Raw genomic sequence first — 18,547 nt, 5'->3', positions numbered from 1 at the left:
GTGCATGCATGACCACTGACATGGAACACCTGTTGAACGTACGCCTGTGCGAGCGCTTCGGTGACGCGGCCGACTGGTCCGAGGCCACGTCGCTGACCGCCTCCCATCTCCGGGTCGTCGTCTCGGCGCTCGGTCCCGAGGACGCCCTGACCTTCCTGACGGCCGCGCGTCGAGCCCTCGACGAGGAGGAGTCCCGGGCAGGAACGATTCACCTGGGCTTCGGCGCCCACCTCTGGACCCATCTGGAGGAGGTCTCCTGGGGCGCGTCGGTCCTGGCCAGGACCTCGGCCTGGGACGCGATGCTGACCATGCACCGCCTGTCCGTACTGGCCCCCGACCCAGGGCTCGGCGCCCACGTCGACAGCGCCCTCGACGCCTGCAGGCTCCGCCTCGTACCGGCCGCGGCCGGGTTCTGACCGGCGGCGGCACGCGTGCGGACGGGAGGGGCGGGTCCCTTCCCGTCCCGGCCAGGCGCCGAACGCACGCTGCCCCAGATCGACCAATCGCCCATCAGGCGATCGAAATTCGATCAATCGACACGATTGCATTGACTCGATCACCGGCCGCACCTAGCTTCTGGCCGCACCCGACCGCCAGAAAGGTTGTTGCGCCATGACCGACAGAGTTCGTCCCGCACGGCAGATGATGGGCCGCGGGCTCATCGCCGCCGTCCTCGCGTTCGGCGGCACCGCCGCCCTCCCCGGCGCCCCCGCCGTCGCCGCGGGGAGCGTCACCCACGTGGACTGCTCACGGCCGACCGCCGGCGACGGCAGCCCGACCGCGCCGTTCAACAGCATCGCGCAGGCCAACGGGAAGACGTACGGCCCCGGTGACACGCTCGCCTTCGCCTCCGGCACGACCTGCACCGGCGCCCTGGCCCCGCGGGGCAGCGGCACCGCCGCCGACCCCGTCGTCCTGACCGCGTACGGCACCGGCGCCCTGCCCGTGATCGACGGCGGCGGCGCCCCGAACGCGGTCTCCCTGACCGACCAGGACCACTGGCGGATCAGCGACCTCAAGCTCACCAACCCCGCCACCGCACTCGCCCGTCGCACCGGCCTGCGCATCTCCGCCACCGACGGAACGGCGCACCGCGGCTTCGACATAGGCAACCTCGTCATCGACCGGGTGGCGGGACAGACGAACAAGAACAGCCCGACCACCGAGGACTTCGTCCAGTCCGCCGGCATCGTCACGGGCGCGAGCGGCACCGGCTCGACCCTCAACGACGTCCACGTCCACGACAACCGGATCAGCAACACGGGCGGCGGCGGCCTCAAGATCCGCGTCGGCGCCATGGCCGTCAAGGGCACCGGGGTCCTGATCGAGAACAACACCGTCGAGGACGTCGGCGGCGACGGCATCATCGCCAGCTACGCCGACGCCCCCATGATCCAGTACAACAACGCCTCCGGCGTCGGCAACGGCGTCTATCCGTTCTCCGGCGGCAACTTCGCGGGCATCTGGGTGCTCGGCGACCACAACCCCACCATCCAGAAGAACGCCGTGTACGACACGACGCGCATGTCGGTCGCCGACAGCCAGGCCTTCGACTGCGACTGGGGCAACACCGGGACCTGCACGATCCAGTACAACTTCAGCCGCGACAACATCGGCGGGTTCTTCCTCGACTGTGACGGGTGCGGCACCATCGGCGGCGCCCAGCAGGTCGTCCGCTACAACATCTCCGAGAACGACTGCCGCATGAGCAGCGTCAGCGCCGGACGCTCCGCCCTGCACATGTACAACAACGTCCTCTACTGCACGGACAAGAAGTTCAGCATCACGCTCCCCGACGAGAGCGTCGTCGAGAACAACATCTGGGTGGGGACCACCGACTCCCGGCTGCCCACCGCGGCGGGGATCTCCTGGCTCTGGAACGTCTTCCAGGGCGTGCCCCGGCCCACCGCCAACGGCATCGCGGGCGACCCGCAGTTCGTGAACCCGGGCACCGGCGGCGACACGATCCACTCCGTCGACGGCTACAAGCTGCGCGCCACGTCCCCCGCCCTGGGCAACGGCTCCGTGATCAGCGGCAACGGAGGCCGCGACTACTGGGCGAACCCGGTGAGCGCCACCACGAAGCCGCACCGCGGCGCGTACAACGGTCCGGGGCTGTAGCCCTTCGCCCCCCGGAGGGCCGGATGCCGAGGACGGGTGGGGGCCGTCCTCGGCCGACGCTCACGGCGCCACGTGGTGGTACCGGGCACACGCGAGGACCATGCCGTCGTCGGCGATCGTGAAGACGTCGACGAAACGCAGGTCCTGCCCGTCCGTGCCCGGGACCACGCGGCGCCCCGTGGCGACCACGGTGCGGTCCTGGCCCACCACCCGGTCGATCTCGTAACGCGCCCTCGGCGCGGAGCGCCCGAAGTGGGTGTGCAGGACCGCCGTACGACCCCGGAACGGAGGCAGCCCCGGCAGTTCGAGGACCACGCCGTCGTGCAGCAGGGAGGCGCACGAGTCCAGATCGCCGGCGTCGAGGTAGTCGTAGACCAGGCGGACGTGGTCGATCCCCGCGGCGGTGACCAGGTCGGCCGGTCCCGGAAACCCGGTACTCGTGTCTTCTTGGCGGTTCAACGGCTGAGCCCCTTTCGCTCTCGGCCAGGAGTCTGGGGGGAGCCGCCAACTCCGCGTTATCCCCCCTCTATCTCCGACCGGGATCTTCACGGCATGGACAGGGCGGGGGTGGTTGTGGAGACTGTCCTCACTCGGACCTGACGTGTCAACTCGTTTCTTTGGTGGGGGAATCGGTGACGGACGACATCGGGGACAGATCCCAGGAACTCCCGGACATGTCGCCCCTCGCCTTCCGGGTGCTGGGACCGCTGCAGGTCCACGGCCCCGACGGACCGCTGCGGCTGCCCCCCGGGCGCCAGGAGGTCATCCTCGCGGCCCTGCTCCTGGAGACGAACCGGGTGGTCAGCACCAACCACCTGGTGGACCTCATCTGGGAGGACAACCCACCGGAGACCGCCCGCACCCAGGTGCAGATCTGCGTGTCGCGGCTGCGGAAGCTGCTCGCCGGCGCGGACGGCGAGGTCTCGATCACCACCCGGCCGCCGGGGTACGTGCTCCACACCGACCCGGGGAACGTGGACGCCGCGCTCTTCACCGACCTCGTCTTACGGGCCCGCCGGTTCCGCGACAACGGCGAACTCGACCGGGCCGTCGCACTGTTGAGGGACGCCGTCACGCTGTGGCAGGGCGACTGCCTCTCCGGCCTCGACAGCGGCCCGCTCGCCAACAAGGCGCGCCAGCTCAACGAGGAACGCCTGACCGCCGTCGAACTCCGCATCCAGCTCGAACTCGAACTCGGACGGTACGACGGCCTCGTCGGCGAACTTCAGCGCCTCACCCACGAACACCCCCTGCGGGAGAAGCTGCGCGGCCAGCTGATCCAGGCGCTGTACTGGTCGGGGCGGCAGGCCGAGGCCCTGGAGGCCTTCCGCACCGCACGGCGGTTCCTCGCCGAGGAACTCGGCCTCGAACCCAGCAGGGAGCTCAGAGAACTGGAGTCGGCCATCCTCGCCGGCCGGCTCCCGGCACCCGCCGGAGCCGCGCCTGCCCGCGTACCGACGGAGAGGACGGCCGACGAGCACCCGGCGCGGCCGTCGGGAGCGGAGAACGACGAGGAGACCGACACGGTCGCCCAGGCGGCCGCCCCCTCAGCAGAATCGGTTCGGCAGGATGCCGTGCCGCACCAGCTCCCCGCCGCCGTCGCCGACTTCGTGTCCGACGCCGGACAGATCGCCGCACTGGAACAGGCACTGACCGGACGGCCCGGCCGCACCACCGTCGGGCTCGCCGCCATCACCGGAAAGCCCGGCACCGGCAAGTCGACCCTCGCCGTGCACGTCGCCCACCTGCTCTCCGAGACCGGCTTCCCCGACGGCCAGCTCTACTGCGACCTGCGCGGGACGACCAGCACCCCGGCCACCCCCGAAGAGGTCCTGGGACGGTTCCTGCGCGCCCTCGGCATCCCCGGCCAGCTCATCCCCGAATCCCTCGACGAGCGGGCCGAGATGTACCGCACCCGGCTCGCCTCCCGGCGCGTCCTGGTCGTCCTCGACGACGCCGCCGGCGAGGGCCAGGTCCTGCCGCTGCTGCCCGGCAGCCGCGGCTGCGCCGTCCTCGTCACCGGCCGGGCCCGCCTCACCGCCCTGCCCGGCGCGCACCGCGTCGAACTCGACGTGCTCGCCGAGGACCGGGCGCTCGAACTGCTCTCCCGGATCGTCGGACGCGAGCGGGTCGCCGGCGAGGCCGTGGCCGCGGAGGCCCTCGTCCGCACGGTCGGACGGCTCCCCCTGGCCCTGCGGATCGTCGCCGCCCGGCTCGCGGCACGCCCGCACTGGACGCTCGCGTCGATGGTGCAGCGGCTCGCCAACGAGCGCCACCGGCTCGACGAGCTCACCCACGGCGAGATGACGATGCGCGCCAGCCTGTCGCTGACGTACGAGGGTCTGGCACCGGAGGACCGCCGGCTGCTGCGCCTCCTGAGCATGGCGCAGGCACCGACCCTGCCGAGCTGGCTGGCGGGGGCGCTGCTCGACGACCACCGCCCCTTCCCCTCCGACCTCATGGAACCGCTCGTCGACGTGCAGATGCTGGACGTCGCCGGAGTGGAGCGCACCGGCGGCTTCCGGTACCGCTTCCACGAGATCATCCGCGTGTACGCGCGGGAGCAGCTCGCCGCCCACCACACGCCCGAGGTCCGGCAGGAGGCCCTCGCCCGGATGGCGGGCGGCTGGATGCACCTGGCCCAGCAGGCCCACCGGACGGTGTACGGAGGGGACTTCACCGTCCTGCACGGCGAAGCGCCCCGCTGGGAACCCCCGGCCGCCTACACGGACGAGGTCCTCGCCGACCCGCTCGCCTGGCTCGATGCGGAACAGGCCTCCCTCTGCGGGATGGTCGAGCACACCGCCGAAGCCGGCCTCCACGACCTCAGCTGGGACCTCGCGACCTCGCTCGTCACCCTGTTCGAGGTGCGCGGCCACTACGACCTGTGGGAGCGTACCCACCTGAGCGCACTGGCCGCCGTCCGCAAGGCGGGGAACCTGCGGGGCACGGCCGCAGTACGGGCGTCGCTCGGCTCGCTCTACATGAGCCGCAACCAGTTCGACACGGCCCGGCAGGCGCTCAACTCGGCGCTCGACGTCTTCCAGGCACTCGATGAGCCGAGGGGCGAGGCGCTGTGCCGGCGCGACATGGCGCTCATCGCCCGCACGAGCGGCGACGACCTCGCGGCCCTGGAGCTGTACCGGAGGTCCCTGGCCGACTTCGACCGGGCCGGCGACGTGGTGGGCCGCGCCATCGTCCTCACCCAGAGCGCGCACATCCGGATGCGGCAGGGCGAGATCGCGGCGGCGCAGGGCCAGTTGGACGAGGCGCTCGACATCTACGAGGGAGTCGGCTACACGGGCGGTCGGGCGAGAACACTGCGGCGCGTGGGGCAGCTGCTGCTCGAACAGGGCCGGAGCGACCTGGCGGTCCTGACCTTCACGGAGGTACTGGAGCTCTGCCGGGATTCCGGCGACGTGATCGGGGAAGGCCATCTGCTCCGCGATCTGGGGCACGCCTTCACCGTCATGGGCCGCCCTGACCGGGCGAGGGACTTCTTCGACCGCGCGGTGGCCGCGCGGGAGGGCGTCATGGATTTTAGCGGTGGCGCGCTGGCGCGCCTCGATCTCGCCCGTCTGCTCGGTGCGGAGCCCGGGCGTTCCCGGGAGCTGCTCGTCCCCGCGGTCGAGGTGTTCCGCGAGCGGCGGATGGGACGGGAACTCGCGGAGGCGGAGAGGCTGCTCGCGACCGGCTTCTGAGCCCGGCTGCTGAGCCCGGCTTCTGAGCCCCGGCTTCTGAGTCCCGGCGCAGAACCCGGCCGGGTTCAGTCCCAGGGGTTGTTGTCGTTGCTGCACGGGGTGGTGGTGCCACCGGTCGTCGTGGTGCCACCGGTCGTGGTCGTACCCCCGGTCGTGGCCGGCTCACCGGTCGGGCAGCCCGCCGTCTGACCGGCGGTCGTGCCCGTGGTGCCGCCCGTGGCGTCGTCGGCCCAGCTTGCCTGGACCCCGGCGCCGGTCGCGATGACGATCAGCGCGGTGGTGAAGGCGGCGCGGAGGGCCTTGCGGGCGGTGGCGGTGGAGTTCGACATGGGGTCCAGCCTCTCGGTGGTGTGCGGCGTTTCCTTCTGACCACCAACTTAGGAACACCCGGATTCACCACACCGCTCGCTGCCTTATCACCCCGCTATCACGGAACGGCGCCCCGTCCGCGGCGCTATCACGGGGCCCCGACCGCTATCACGGCACCGGGACCGCTATCACGGCACCCGCCGCCCGCCCTTAGTCACGGGATGCCCCCCGAATAGGGCGTGTCCGGACGATGGGGACCAGCAGACGGCGAGGCGCAGCCCCGGGTCGGCGGCCCGACCGGGCCGTCCCCGGAGGCCCGCCCCAACCAGACGAGCGGGAGCTTCTCATGACGACCAGTCTCTCCCCCGAGGACACCGTGACGGCCACCGCCGCACTCGGCACCCTCATACGCGGCCACCGGCTCCGCATCGGCCTCACCCAGCAGGAGCTGGCCGACTTCTCCACCATCAGCGTCCGCGCCATCCGCGACCTGGAGAAGGGCAAGGCCCAGCGCCCGAGAGCCGACACGGTCCGGCTCATCGCCGACGGTCTCCGCCTGGGCCCCCGGGCCCGCACGGCCCTGGAGGACGCCGTGCGGCGCGGACACCGGGGCGGCGCCGGGGCCCGGTACTTCGCCGCCGAACGCCCGGCCCCTCCCGTACCCCTCCACCCGCTGATCGAGAGAGACGCCGAGGCCACCGTCCTCACGGAGGAACTGCGCTCCGGAGCCGAACGCCTGATCACCGTCGTGGGGCTCAGCGGCGTCGGCAAGACGAGACTGGCCCTGGAGGCGGCGGCCCGGCTGCACGCCGCCGGCCTCCCCGTGCTCTGGCACACCGCCCCCGGGGCGGTCTCCGACTCCCTCCCGGCCTGCGACGACCGGTCCGCGGCCCTGACGGCCGACTGCGCCGCCTTCCTGCACGGCGAAGGGGATGCCGACGACCTGGCCCCCGAACTGTCCGGCGCGCTCGGCGACCGCCCCGTGCTCCTCGTCCTCGACGGCGCCGACCCCGCACGGCTCGACTTCCACCGGCTGACCCGGCTGCTGCGCGAGCTTCCCGGACTCCGCCTCCTCGTCACCGCCGACGCACCCTGGAACGTCCCCGGCGAACGCCTCTTCCTCCTCTCCCCGCTGGAGGCACCGGACCCCTCCGGCGGCGTCCGCCCCGACGCGCCCGCCGCCCGGTTCCTCCTCAGCAGACTCCGCCACGTCCGCCCCGACATCGTCCCCGACGAGCGCGTCCTCACCGACGTCGCGTGGGTCGCCCACCGGCTCGACGGACACCCGCTCGCCCTCTCCGCCGCCGCGTCCTGGCTCACCGTCTGCGACCTCACCACCCTGCGCGGCATCGTCGAGTCCGACCCGGCGCCGCTCCTCGACCACCTGGCCGACGGCCGGTCCGGCTCCCGCCTCCGCGAACACGTCGCCCGGACCCTCACCGCCCTGCCCGACGGCCACCGGCAGCTGATCTCCGCGCTCTGCGCCGCGTCCGAGGACGAGTTCGTCCTGGAGGACGTCGTCCGCCTCACCGGCATGCCCCTGCCCCACTGCGGCCGCGCCGTCCGAGACCTGCTGGTCAGCGGCGTGATCCGGTCGAGCACCGACGCCGGCCGGTCCGCGTTCCGCGTGCTGGGCGTGGTGCGGGCGATCGCGGCGGACGCACTCGCGACCACGACTCCACTGCGCTGAGCGGCGGCTCAGTACCCACGACCGCGCGGCGCTGAGGCGGCAGCCCGTACCTACGCTCCCGCGGCGCTGAGCGGCAGTCCGTACCCACGATCGCGCGGCGCTGAGGCGGCAGCCCGTACCTACAACTCCACGGTGCCGAGCGGCAGCTCCGTACCCACGATCCCGCGGCGCCGAGCGGCAGCTCCGTACTGCCGGAACCGTTGCCGCCCGACTGCCGCCCCGCCGCCGAACCGCTGGCGTACCGCCGGATCAACTGCCGCTCGCCACCGCCGCCCACGGGTTGTATGGCGACTGCCCCGCCCGAGCCCGCTCGCCCGTCCCTCCCTCCTCTGCCGTGACTTCCACAGGAGCCCCTCATGCCGTTCGACACGCCCGTCGCACCCGCTCCGGCCGCCGTCCGGCTGCCGCTCTCGGTGGCCCAGCGTGACATCTGGACGGCACACGCCCTCGACCCCACCGGCGTGAAGTACAACGTCGCCGAGTGCCGCGAGATCAACGGCCCCGTGGACCCGGAGCTGATGGCCGCCGCCTGGCACCGGCTCGTCGAGGAGGCGGACTTCCTCCGCATCCGCCGCTTCGAGGACGACGGAGAGCAGGTCTGGCAGCTGCTCGACCCCGACGCCGGCACGCGCACCCTGCCGTACACCGACGTCAGCGCCGCGGACGACCCCGAAGGCGAGGCCTGGCGCCTGATCGACGCGCTGATCACCGCCCCCTTCGACCTGACCGACCAGCCGCCGGTCCGCTGCGCCCTGCTCAGACTGGGCGAGGAGAGGTACTTCTACTTCTACGGGTTCCACCACCTGGTCGTCGACGGCGTGGGCGTGTCGATGGCACTGGCGCGACTCGTCGAACTGTACGAGCAGGCGGTCGCCGGCGAACCCTGGGGCCCCTCCCCGTTCGGGAGCCTGGCCGAACTGCTCGCCGAGGACGAGGAGTACCGGCGCTCCGACGAGGCCGCCGCCGAGCGGGCCGCCTGGCGCGAGCACCTCTCCGGAGCACCGGACGCCCCCGCCGGTCTCGTCCGGGGCACCGGGCGGGCGCAGGCCGCGCACGGCGGCCTGCCCTTCGCCCGCCGGAGCGTACGGATCTCCCCGGCGGACGCCGACCGGCTCCGCACGGTCGCACGCGGCGAACGCGCCTCCTGGTCCGTCCTCCTCGTGGCCCTGTTCACCGCCTACCTGCACCGCGTCACCGGACAGACCGAGCTGATGATCGCCCTGCCGGTCACCGGCCGCACCTCCCGGCTGGCCCGCAGCACCCCCGGCATGTCGTCGAACGTCGTCCCGCTGCGGCTCCGGGTCGGCCCCGGGGACTCGCTCGGCGCCCTGGTCCGCTCGGTCGGAGCCGAGGTCAAGCACGGCCTGCGCCACCAGCTGACCCGCTACGAGGACCTGTGCCGCGACGCCGGTGTCATCGACGGAGCCCGCAGGCTGGCCGCACCCGTCCTCAACATCATGGGCTTCCACGCGGAGCTCACCGTCTGCGGCCACCCGACGGTCAACCACAACGTCAGCAACGGCCCGGTCGACGACCTCAGCGTCGCCGTGCTCGACCTGGGCGCCGCCCACGGCCTGCGCATCGACTTCGACACCCCGGTCGAGGGAGTCGACGTCACGGCCGTCGCCGACCACCAGGACCGTTTCGCCGCCTTCCTCACCACCGTCCTCGCCGCCGAACGGCCGGCCGAGCACCGGGTCGCCGACCTCGACGTGCTGTCCCGGGCGGAACGCGAGCTCCTGACCGGCAGTTGGTCCGGTCCGGTGGCGGACCCGGTGGAGACCACGCTCGTGGAGCGGTTCGAGGAGCAGGCCGCGCGGTACCCCGACGGGATCGCGCTCATCGACGACGCCGGCGAGGTCACGTACGCCGAACTCAACGCCGCAGCCAACCGCTGGGCCCGCCACCTTCGCTCCCGCGGCCTCGGGCGCGGCGACATGGCCGGCGTGCTCTTCGAGCGCGGAACCCGCTTCGCCACCGCCCTGCTCGCCGTCCTCAAGACCGGCGCCGCCCACGTCCTCCTCGACCCGGACTTCCCCGACGACCGGCTGCGCTCGGCCGCGACCGACGCCGGCATCAGCCACCTCGTCACCCGCCCGGTACTCGCCGAGCGCGTCGACGGCCCCTGGGAGACCCACACCGAGGCCCCGGGAGAGCTCCTGTCCCGCAACCCCGGCAACCTGGGGCTGCCGCTGGGCCCCGACGACCCCGCCTGCCTGATGTTCACCTCCGGCTCGACGGGCCGGCCGAAGGCCATCCTGTCCTCCCACCGCAACCTGGTGTCGACCCTGATCGGCCAGCCCTACCTCCCGGCCGGCCCGGAGCAGGTCTACCTCCAGTGCTCGCCGGTGTCCTGGGACGCGTTCAGCCTGGAGTTCTGGGGCGCCCTCCTGCACGGCGGCACGGCGGTCCTCCAGCCGGGGCAGAAGCCGGAACCGGCCCTCGTGACCGAGCTGGCGCGCCGGCACCGCGTCACCACGCTCCTGCTCTCCGCCACCCTCTTCAACTACCTCACCGACGAACACCCCGAGGCCTTCGAGACGGTCACCACCGCCTTCACGGTGGGCGAGGCCGCCTCCCCGGCGCACGTCCACAAGCTCCAGCGGCTCAGGCCCGGCATCGCCGTCCTCAACGGCTACGGACCCGCCGAGGTCATGATCTACGCGACCACCCACACCGTCGAGGCCGGCGAGGAACCGCACACGGTCATCCCGATCGGCACCCCGCTGGTCAACAAGCCGGCCTACGTCCTCGACGCCACGCTGAACCTGTGCCCGCCCGGAGTGACCGGCGAGCTGTACGTGGCGGGCGAGGGCCTCGCGCACGGCTACCTGGGCCGCCCCGATCTGACCGCCACCCGGTTCGTGCCGGATCCCTTCGGCCCGGCGGGCGGACGCCTGTACCGCACCGGCGACCTCGCCCGCTTCGACCGGGAAGGACGCCTCCTGTACGAGGGACGGGCGGACGACCAGGTCAAGATCCGGGGCTTCCGCATCGAGCCCGGAGAGACCGAGGCCGCCCTCCTGACCCACCCCGCCGTCACCCGGGCCGTCGTCACCGTCCACGAGAAGCGGCTGGCCGCGTACGTCGTCCTGACCGAGGACGACACCGCCGCCGCGGACCCCGACGGGATCCGCCGGCACGTCGCCGACCGGCTGCCGGAGCACCTCGTCCCCACGTACCTGACCCTGCTCGACCGCCTTCCCGTCACGCCGAACGGAAAGATCGACAAGCGGGCGCTCCCAGTGCCGGCGAAGGCCCTGGGAACGGACCGCGCCCCGCGCGACGAGACCGAGGAGATCCTGGCCGCGCTGTTCGGCCGAACCCTGGAGACGGCCGACCCGGTCGGCATCGACGACAGCTTCTTCGCCCTCGGCGGGCACTCGCTCCTCGCGGCGCGGCTCACGAACCACATCGCCGACGCGTTCGGCGTGAGGCTGACGATCCGGGACGTGTTCGGCCGTCCGACGGTGGCGGGGCTCGCGGAGCTTCTCGGCGAGCGGGACGGCGTACGGGCCGTTCCGCCGCCCCTCGCCGGGGAGGGGGCCGGGGAGGACGCCCCGGCGTCGTTCGCCCAGCGGCGGCTGTGGCTGCTCGCCCAGCTGGAGGGGGACAGCGCGGCCTACAACGTTCCGATGGCCGTACGCCTGGAGGCCGCACCGGACCGGACGGCGCTGGAGTCGGCGCTGAGCGATGTCGTGGAGCGACATGCTCCCCTCCGGACCGTGTTCGAGGCGGTGGAGGGCGAGCCGCGCCAGCGGGTCCTGTCGCCCGAGCGGGCCAGGGTGTCGGTGGACTGGCGCCGGATCGAAGCGGCGGCACTGGCAGTGGAGTTGGCCGTCGAGGCGGGGCGCGTCTTCGACCTGGCGGCGGAACTCCCCCTGCGGGCCGTGGTGTTCGAGCTGGGCGACGGTGCGGTGGTGCTGTCACTGGTGGTGCATCACATCGCGACGGACGGTCTGTCCAACGGTGTGTTCTTCGCGGATCTACAGAAGGCGTACGAGGCCCGGGTCGCCGGGGCGGAGCGCAGTGAGCTTCAGCCTCTGGCTGTGCAGTACGCGGACTACGCGGCCTGGCAGAGGCGCGTACTGGGCTCGGCGGACGATCCCGGGAGCCTGCTGGGCCGGGAGCTGAGCTACTGGCGGGGCGCGCTGGCGGGGCTGCCGGAGCAGCACGGGCTGAATCTGGACCGTCCGAGGCCGGCCAGGGCCTCGCAGCGGGGCGGTCAGGTCGAGGTGGGCTTCGGGGCGGACCTCTTCGAGCGGGTGGCCGCGTTCGCGAAGGCCGAGGGGTGCACGCCGTTCATGGTGGTGCACGCGGCTCTGGTCGCGGCGCTGGCGAGGCTGGGTGCGGGGTCCGATCTGGCGATCGGTACGCCGGTGGCGGGTCGGGGTGAGCGGTCGTTGCAGGATCTGGTCGGGTTCTTCGTGAACACGCTGGTGCTGCGGACCAGCAGTGCGGGTGACCCGAGCTTCCGTGACCTGCTGCGCCGGGTCCGTACGGCGGATCTGGATGCCTTCGCCCATCAGGAGGCGCCCTTCGACCTCGTCCTCGAAGCGGTCAACCCGACCCGGAGCCTCTCGCGCCACCCCCTCTTCCAGATCAGCCTCGGACTGGAGACCGACGGCGGCCCCGCCTTCGAGCTGAGCGGAGTCCCGACCGGTCCGGTGGAGAAGTTCTCCAACGGGTCCGCCAAGTTCGACCTGGAGTTCTTCCTCCGCTCCGAGGACGAGAAGGAGCTGCGGGCGACCGTGCTCTTCGCGGCCGAGCTGTTCGACGAGGCCACGGTACGGCGGATCGCGACCGTCCTCGGCGACGTGCTGGGCCAGGTCCTCGCCGCACCGGACCTGAGGCTGTCGGGACTGGAGGTCCTCTCCGAGGAGGAGCGCGAGCTCCTGACCGGCCGGTGGGCCGGGCCCGTGGCAGGCGCCGTGGAGAGCACTCTCGTGGAACGGTTCGAGGAGCAGGCCGCGCGGTTCCCCGAGCGGGTGGCCCTGGTCGGCGACGGCGCCGAGGTCACGTACGCCGAGCTCAACGCCGCAGCCAACCGGTGGGCCCGCCACCTGCGGTCCCGCGGTCTCGGACGCGGTGACATGGCGGGCGTGCTCCTTGAGCGCGGGGTGGAGTTCGCGGCGGCGGTGATCGGGGTCGTCAAGGCGGGGGCGGGATACACGCTCCTGGACCCGGAGTTCCCGGACGAGCGGCTGCGTTCCGCGGCCACCGACGCCGGCATCGGCGTCCTCGTCAGCGAGCCCCGCCTCGCGGCACGCCTGACCGGGCCCTGGGACACGGCCTCCTGCTCCTCCCGGCAGCTGGCCGAGCTCAGCGGCGAGAACATCGGCATCGAGCTGAGCGCGGATGATGCGGCCTGCCTGATGTTCACGTCGGGTTCGACGGGTCGGCCGAAGGCGATTCTGTCGTCGCACCGGAATCTGGTGTCGACGGTGAGTGGGCAGTCCTATGGCTTGTTCGGTCCGGGTGAGGTGTTTCTGCAGTGCTCGCCGGTGTCGTGGGACGCGTTCAGCCTGGAGTTCTGGGGTGCGTTGCTGCATGGCGGGTCGACGGTGTTGCAGCCGGGGCAGCGGCCGGAGCCGGTGCTGATCGGTGAGTTGTCCCGTAAGCACGGGGTGACGATGCTTCAGCTGTCGGCGAGCCTGTTCAACTTCCTGGTCGACGAGCACCCGGAGGCGTTCGAGACGGTCACCGTCGCTTTCACGGGAGGTGAGGCGGCCTCTCCGGCGCACGTGCACAAGCTCCAGGAGCTGAAGCCGGGGATCAGGGTCGTCAACGGCTATGGTCCCGCGGAGTCCATGGGCTTCACCACGACGCATCCGATCGAGCCGGGTGACGAGCCGCACGTGCTCGTCCCGATCGGCGCGCCGCTGGTGAACAAGGCCGCCTATGTCCTGGACGGCCGTCTGAAGCTGTGCGCGCCGGGTGTGACCGGTGAGCTGTACCTGGCGGGCGAGGGCCTCGCCCACGGCTACCTGGGCCGGTCCGACCTGACCGCCACCCGCTTCGTACCGAATCCCTTCGCGGCGGCCGGAGACCGGTTGTACCGGACGGGGGACCTGGCGCACTTCGACCGGCACGGTCATCTCCACTACGACGGCCGGGCGGACGACCAGATCAAGATCCGGGGATTCCGGGTCGAGCCCGGGGAGACCGAGGCCGCGCTCCTGACGCACCCGGCCGTCACCCAGGCCGTCGTCACCGTCCACCACGAACAGCTCGTCGCCCACGTCGTCACCGGCCGGCCGACGGACCCCGAGGACATCCGTCGACACCTCTCCGACCGGATTCCCGATCACCTGGTTCCCACCCATGTCCTCGTCCTGGAGCGGCTGCCGCTGACCCCCAACGGCAAGGTCGACAAGCGCGCCCTGCCCGAGCCGGGACCCGTCGCCTGCGCAGGCCGTGCCCCGCGCACCCCGCTGGAGGAGACACTCCTCGCCCTCTTCGCCCGCACGCTCGACACCTCCGCCGACCTCACCATCGACGACGACTTCTTCCACCACGGCGGCCACTCGCTGCTCGCGGCGCGGCTCACCAACCACATCGCCGACGCACTGGGCGCACGGCTGACGATCCGGGACGTGTTCCAGCGCCCCACGGTCGCGGGGCTCGCCGAGCTGGTCGCCGCGGGGAAGGGCGAGGCGCTTCCGCCGCTCGTCCCGGGCGAAGGGGCGGGGGAGCCGGCCCCGGCGTCGTTCGCGCAGCGGCGGCTGTGGCTCCTTGCCCAGCTGGAGGAGGACAGCGCGGCCTACAACGTGCCCCTGGTGGTGCGGTGCGAGGGCGGCCTGGACCTCGGGGCGCTGGAGTCGGCGCTGAGCGATGTCGTGGAGCGACATGCTCCCCTCCGGACCGTGTTCGAGGCGGTGGAGGGCGAGCCGCGCCAGCGGGTCCTGCCGCCCGAGCAGGCCCGGGTGACGGTGGAGCGCCGCCGTGCCACCGCCTCCGACGTCCCCGCGGAGCTGGAGCGGCTCGCCGGACGCGTCTTCGACCTGGCGGCGGAACTCCCGCTGCGGGCCGTGGTGTTCGAGCTGGGTGACGGCGTGGTCGTGCTGTCGCTGGTGGTGCATCACATCGCGACGGACGGTCTGTCCAACGGTGTGTTCTTCGCGGATCTACAGAAGGCGTACGAGGCCCGGGTCGCCGGGGCGGAGCACAGTGAGCTTCAGCCTCTGGCTGTGCAGTACGCGGACTACGCGGCCTGGCAGAGGCGCGTACTGGGCTCGGCGGACGATCCCGGGAGCCTGCTGGGCCGGGAGCTGGACTTCTGGCGGGGCGCGCTGGCGGGGCTGCCGGAGCAGCACGGGCTGAATCTGGACCGTCCGAGGCCGGCCAGGGCTTCCCACCAGGGCGGTCAGGTCGAACTCGACCTCGGTGTCGACCTGTTCGAGCGGCTCGCGGTTCTGGCCCGCTCGGAGGGGTGCACGCCGTTCATGGTGGTGCACGCGGCTCTGGTCGCGGCGCTGGGGAGGCTGGGTGCGGGGTCCGATCTGGCGATCGGTACGCCGGTGGCGGGTCGGGGTGAGCGGTCGTTGCAGGATCTGGTCGGGTTCTTCGTGAACACGCTGGTGCTGCGGACCAGCAGTGCGGGTGACCCGAGCTTCCGTGACCTGCTGCGCCGGGTCCGTACGGCGGATCTGGATGCCTTCGCCCATCAGGAGGCGCCCTTCGACCTCGTCCTCGAAGCGGTCAACCCGACCCGGAGCCTCTCGCGCCACCCCCTCTTCCAGATCTGCCTCGGTCTCGAAGTGGGCGGTGCACCGCGGCTCGACCTGCCGGGAGTCCGTGCCGAGATCTCCGGCCTCGGGAACGGTGCGGCGAAGTTCGACCTCGAATTCCTGCTCCGCTCCGACGACGGCCGGCGGCTGCACGGCGCGATCCTCTTCGCGTCCGAGCTGTTCGACGAGGACACGGTACGGCGCATGGCGGAGGTCCTCGGCCAGGTGCTCTCCCAGGTGCTCGACGATCCCGGCCTGCCGCTCTCGGCCCTGGAGGTGCTGTCCGGCGCGGAGCGTGAGCTCCTGACCGGCTCGTGGGCGGGGACCGTCGCCGAGGTCGGTGACGCCTCCCTCGTCGAGCGGTTCGAGGAGCAGGTGGCCCGTCGGCCGGAGGCGACGGCCCTGGTCGACGGTGACCGCGAGGTGTCGTACGCGGAGCTCAACGCCGCCGCCAACCGGTGGGCCCACCACCTGCGGGCCCACGGCCTGGGCCGTGGGGACATGGCGGGTGTGCTGCTCGACCGCGGGGCGGAGTTCGCGGCGGCGGTGATCGCCGTGGTCAAGGCGGGGGCGTCGTACACGCTCCTGGACCCGGAGTTCCCGGACGAGCGGCTGCGTTCGGCGGCCACCGACGCCGGCATCAGCCACCTCGTGACCGCGCCTGCCCTCGCGGAGCGCGTCGGGGGACCGTGGCAGACCCACACCGAGGCCCCCGGCGAACTCCTCTCCCGCAACCCCGGCAACCTCGGTCTGCCGCTCGGCCCCGACGACTCCGCCTGCCTGATGTTCACGTCGGGTTCGACGGGTCGGCCGAAGGCGATTCTGTCGTCGCACCGGAATCTGGTGTCGACGGTGAGCGGGCAGTCCTATGGCTTGTTCGGTCCGGGTGAGGTGTTTCTGCAGTGCTCGCCGGTGTCGTGGGACGCGTTCAGCCTGGAGTTCTGGGGTGCGTTGCTGCATGGCGGGTCGACGGTGTTGCAGCCGGGGCAGCGGCCGGAGCCGGTGCTGATCGGTGAGTTGTCCCGTAAGCACGGGGTGACGATGCTTCAGCTGTCGGCGAGCCTGTTCAACTTCCTGGTCGACGAGCACCCGGAGGCGTTCGAGACGGTCACCGTCGCTTTCACGGGAGGTGAGGCGGCCTCTCCGGCGCACGTGCACAAGCTCCAGGAGCTGAAGCCGGGGATCAGGGTCGTCAACGGCTATGGTCCCGCGGAGTCCATGGGCTTCACCACGACGCATCCGATCGAGCCCGGCGATGAGCCGCACGTGCTCGTCCCGATCGGCGCGCCGCTGGTGAACAAGGCCGCCTATGTCCTGGACGGCCGTCTGAAGCTGTGCGCGCCGGGTGTGACCGGTGAGCTGTACCTGGCGGGCGAGGGCCTCGCCCACGGCTACCTGGGCCGGTCCGACCTGACCGCCACCCGCTTCGTACCGAATCCCCTCGGCCCCGTGGGCAGGCGTCTCTACCGGACCGGGGACCTCGCCCACTTCGACCGGCACGGTCATCTCCACTACGACGGCCGGGCGGACGACCAGATCAAGATCCGGGGATTCCGGGTCGAGCCCGGGGAGACCGAGGCCGCGCTCCTGACGCACCCGGCCGTCACCCAGGCCGTCGTCACCGTCCACCACGAACAGCTCGTCGCCCACGTCGTCACCGGCCGGCCGACGGACCCCCAGGAGATCCGGCGGCACGTGGCGGACCGGCTGCCCGACCACCTCGTCCCGACGCACCTCCTCGTCCTGGAGCGGCTGCCGCTGACCCCCAACGGCAAGGTCGACAAGCGCGCCCTGCCCGAGCCGGGACCCGTCGCCTCCGCCGGCCGCGCCCCGCGCACCCCGCTGGAGGAGACCCTCCTCGCCCTCTTCGCCCGCACGCTCGACACCTCCGCCGACCTCACCATCGACGACGACTTCTTCCACCACGGCGGCCACTCCCTCCTGGGCGCCCGCCTCACCAACCACATCGCCGGTGCCCTCGACGTCCGGCTCACCATCCGCGACGTCTTCCAGCACCCCACCCCCGCCCGGCTCGCCGAGCACATCGCGTCCCTGAAGGCCGCGCCGGCGAGGAAGGCCCGTCCCGCCCTCCGCCGCCGCACCGACGCGACCAAGAGCGCGACCACCAGCACGACCACGACCACGACCACGTCCGCGACCACGACCGAACGGATCAGCTCATGACCTTCTCCCCGACCCCCGCCCCCGAGGACGTCGTCTGGGACCTGCCCGGCGACCGGCCGCACCGTCTGTCGCTGCTCGTGCTCCCGCACGCCGGAGGCAACGCGCACGCGTACAGCGTCTGGCGCGAGCACCTCCCGGCCGACGTGCGGCTGCTCATCGGCCAGTACCCGGGCCGGGGCGCCCGCTTCAGCGAGGACCTGCCCGAGTCCGTCGACGACCTGGCGCTGCCCGTCGTCGACGCGCTCCCCGCGGACACCGGAGCCCTGGTGGTGCTCGGTCACAGCATGGGCTCCCTGGTCGCCTTCGAGGTGACCCGCGCGTTGCAGGCCGTCGGTCGCACCCCGCGGGGCCTGATCGCCTCCGCCTGCCGGGCGCCGGTGCTGCCCAACCAGTGCCCCGTGCACCCGGAGCGGCTCGACGACGACGAGCTGGTCGCGGCCATCAAGGAGCGCGGCGGCACGGACGACGGCATCCTCGACGACGAGGAGCTCCGCGAGATCGTCCTGCCGTCCATCCGTGCCGACTTCGCCATCGACGACGCCTACCGCTGCACCGCCCCGGACGTACGGCTCGACTGCCCGGTCGCGGTGTTCGGCGGGGACGCCGACCCGATCGTCCCGGCCGACATGCTCGACGGCTGGTCCCTGGTGGCCGGACACCCGGTCGTGCCCGAGGTGCTGGCCGGCGACCACTTCTACTTCCAGCAGGACCTGCCGGGCTTCTTCGCCCGCCTGAACCCGGTCCTGGAGACGCTGCACGCCACCGCCCCCAGCAACGCCTGATCACCCGTCAACCGACCTGCTCTCCTAGGG

Annotated in this window: 8 protein-coding genes; 6 read left to right on the top strand and 2 right to left on the bottom strand. The window is 72.3% G+C overall.

All coding sequences use genetic code 11. The features are described 5' to 3' along the window. Window positions 1-8 precede the first annotated feature (8 nt). On the top strand, window positions 9-416 hold the full coding sequence (locus ACN9MM_RS03415) for a hypothetical protein (RefSeq protein ID WP_426362208.1): 408 nt from the start codon (window positions 9-11) through the stop codon (window positions 414-416). A gap of 196 nt (window positions 417-612) precedes the next feature. Further along, window positions 613-2,121, top strand: coding sequence for a right-handed parallel beta-helix repeat-containing protein (locus ACN9MM_RS03410; RefSeq protein WP_426362207.1), 1,509 nt, complete (start codon window positions 613-615; stop codon window positions 2,119-2,121). Window positions 2,122-2,181: 60 nt separating this feature from the next. Here the strand turns inward: ACN9MM_RS03410 and ACN9MM_RS03405 are convergent, their stop codons facing one another. Beyond that, the gene (locus ACN9MM_RS03405) at window positions 2,182-2,580 is read right to left on the bottom strand and encodes a nuclear transport factor 2 family protein (protein WP_382866414.1); all 399 of its coding nucleotides are present in this window, start codon (window positions 2,578-2,580) and stop codon (window positions 2,182-2,184) included. Window positions 2,581-2,795: 215 nt separating this feature from the next. On the opposite strand from ACN9MM_RS03405, the gene ACN9MM_RS03400 reads away from it, so the two are divergent. After that, window positions 2,796-5,822 carry an AfsR/SARP family transcriptional regulator gene (locus tag ACN9MM_RS03400; protein ID WP_426368660.1) on the top strand — a complete coding sequence of 1,009 codons (3,027 nt, stop codon included), beginning with the start codon at window positions 2,796-2,798 and terminating at the stop codon, window positions 5,820-5,822. Between the two features lie 65 nt (window positions 5,823-5,887). Here ACN9MM_RS03400 and ACN9MM_RS03395 read toward each other — a convergent pair whose 3' ends face one another. Next, window positions 5,888-6,151 carry a hypothetical protein gene (locus ACN9MM_RS03395; protein ID WP_426362206.1) on the bottom strand — a complete coding sequence of 88 codons (264 nt, stop codon included), beginning with the start codon at window positions 6,149-6,151 and terminating at the stop codon, window positions 5,888-5,890. 326 nt (window positions 6,152-6,477) lie between these two features. On the opposite strand from ACN9MM_RS03395, the gene ACN9MM_RS03390 reads away from it, so the two are divergent. The 3 genes from ACN9MM_RS03390 to ACN9MM_RS03380 all read left to right on the top strand — a co-directional run bounded on the left by ACN9MM_RS03390 (window position 6,478) and on the right by ACN9MM_RS03380 (window position 18,517). Next, on the top strand, window positions 6,478-7,821 hold the full coding sequence (locus ACN9MM_RS03390) for a helix-turn-helix domain-containing protein (protein ID WP_426362205.1): 1,344 nt from the start codon (window positions 6,478-6,480) through the stop codon (window positions 7,819-7,821). Between the two features lie 356 nt (window positions 7,822-8,177). Beyond that, the gene (locus ACN9MM_RS03385) at window positions 8,178-17,735 is read left to right on the top strand and encodes an amino acid adenylation domain-containing protein (RefSeq protein WP_426362204.1); all 9,558 of its coding nucleotides are present in this window, start codon (window positions 8,178-8,180) and stop codon (window positions 17,733-17,735) included. Continuing rightward, complete coding sequence (locus ACN9MM_RS03380) at window positions 17,732-18,517, top strand: thioesterase II family protein (RefSeq protein WP_426362203.1); 786 nt, start codon at window positions 17,732-17,734, stop codon at window positions 18,515-18,517. The genes ACN9MM_RS03385 and ACN9MM_RS03380 overlap by 4 nt, the downstream gene beginning before the upstream one ends. Window positions 18,518-18,547 lie beyond the last annotated feature (30 nt).

Source organism: Streptomyces sp. E-08, from assembly GCF_049913095.1.
In the GTDB taxonomy this organism is placed as follows: Bacteria; Actinomycetota; Actinomycetes; order Streptomycetales; family Streptomycetaceae; genus Streptomyces.
The sequence above is the reverse complement of the archived record's forward strand: the minus strand, read 5'-3'. Positions and strand labels throughout refer to the sequence as shown.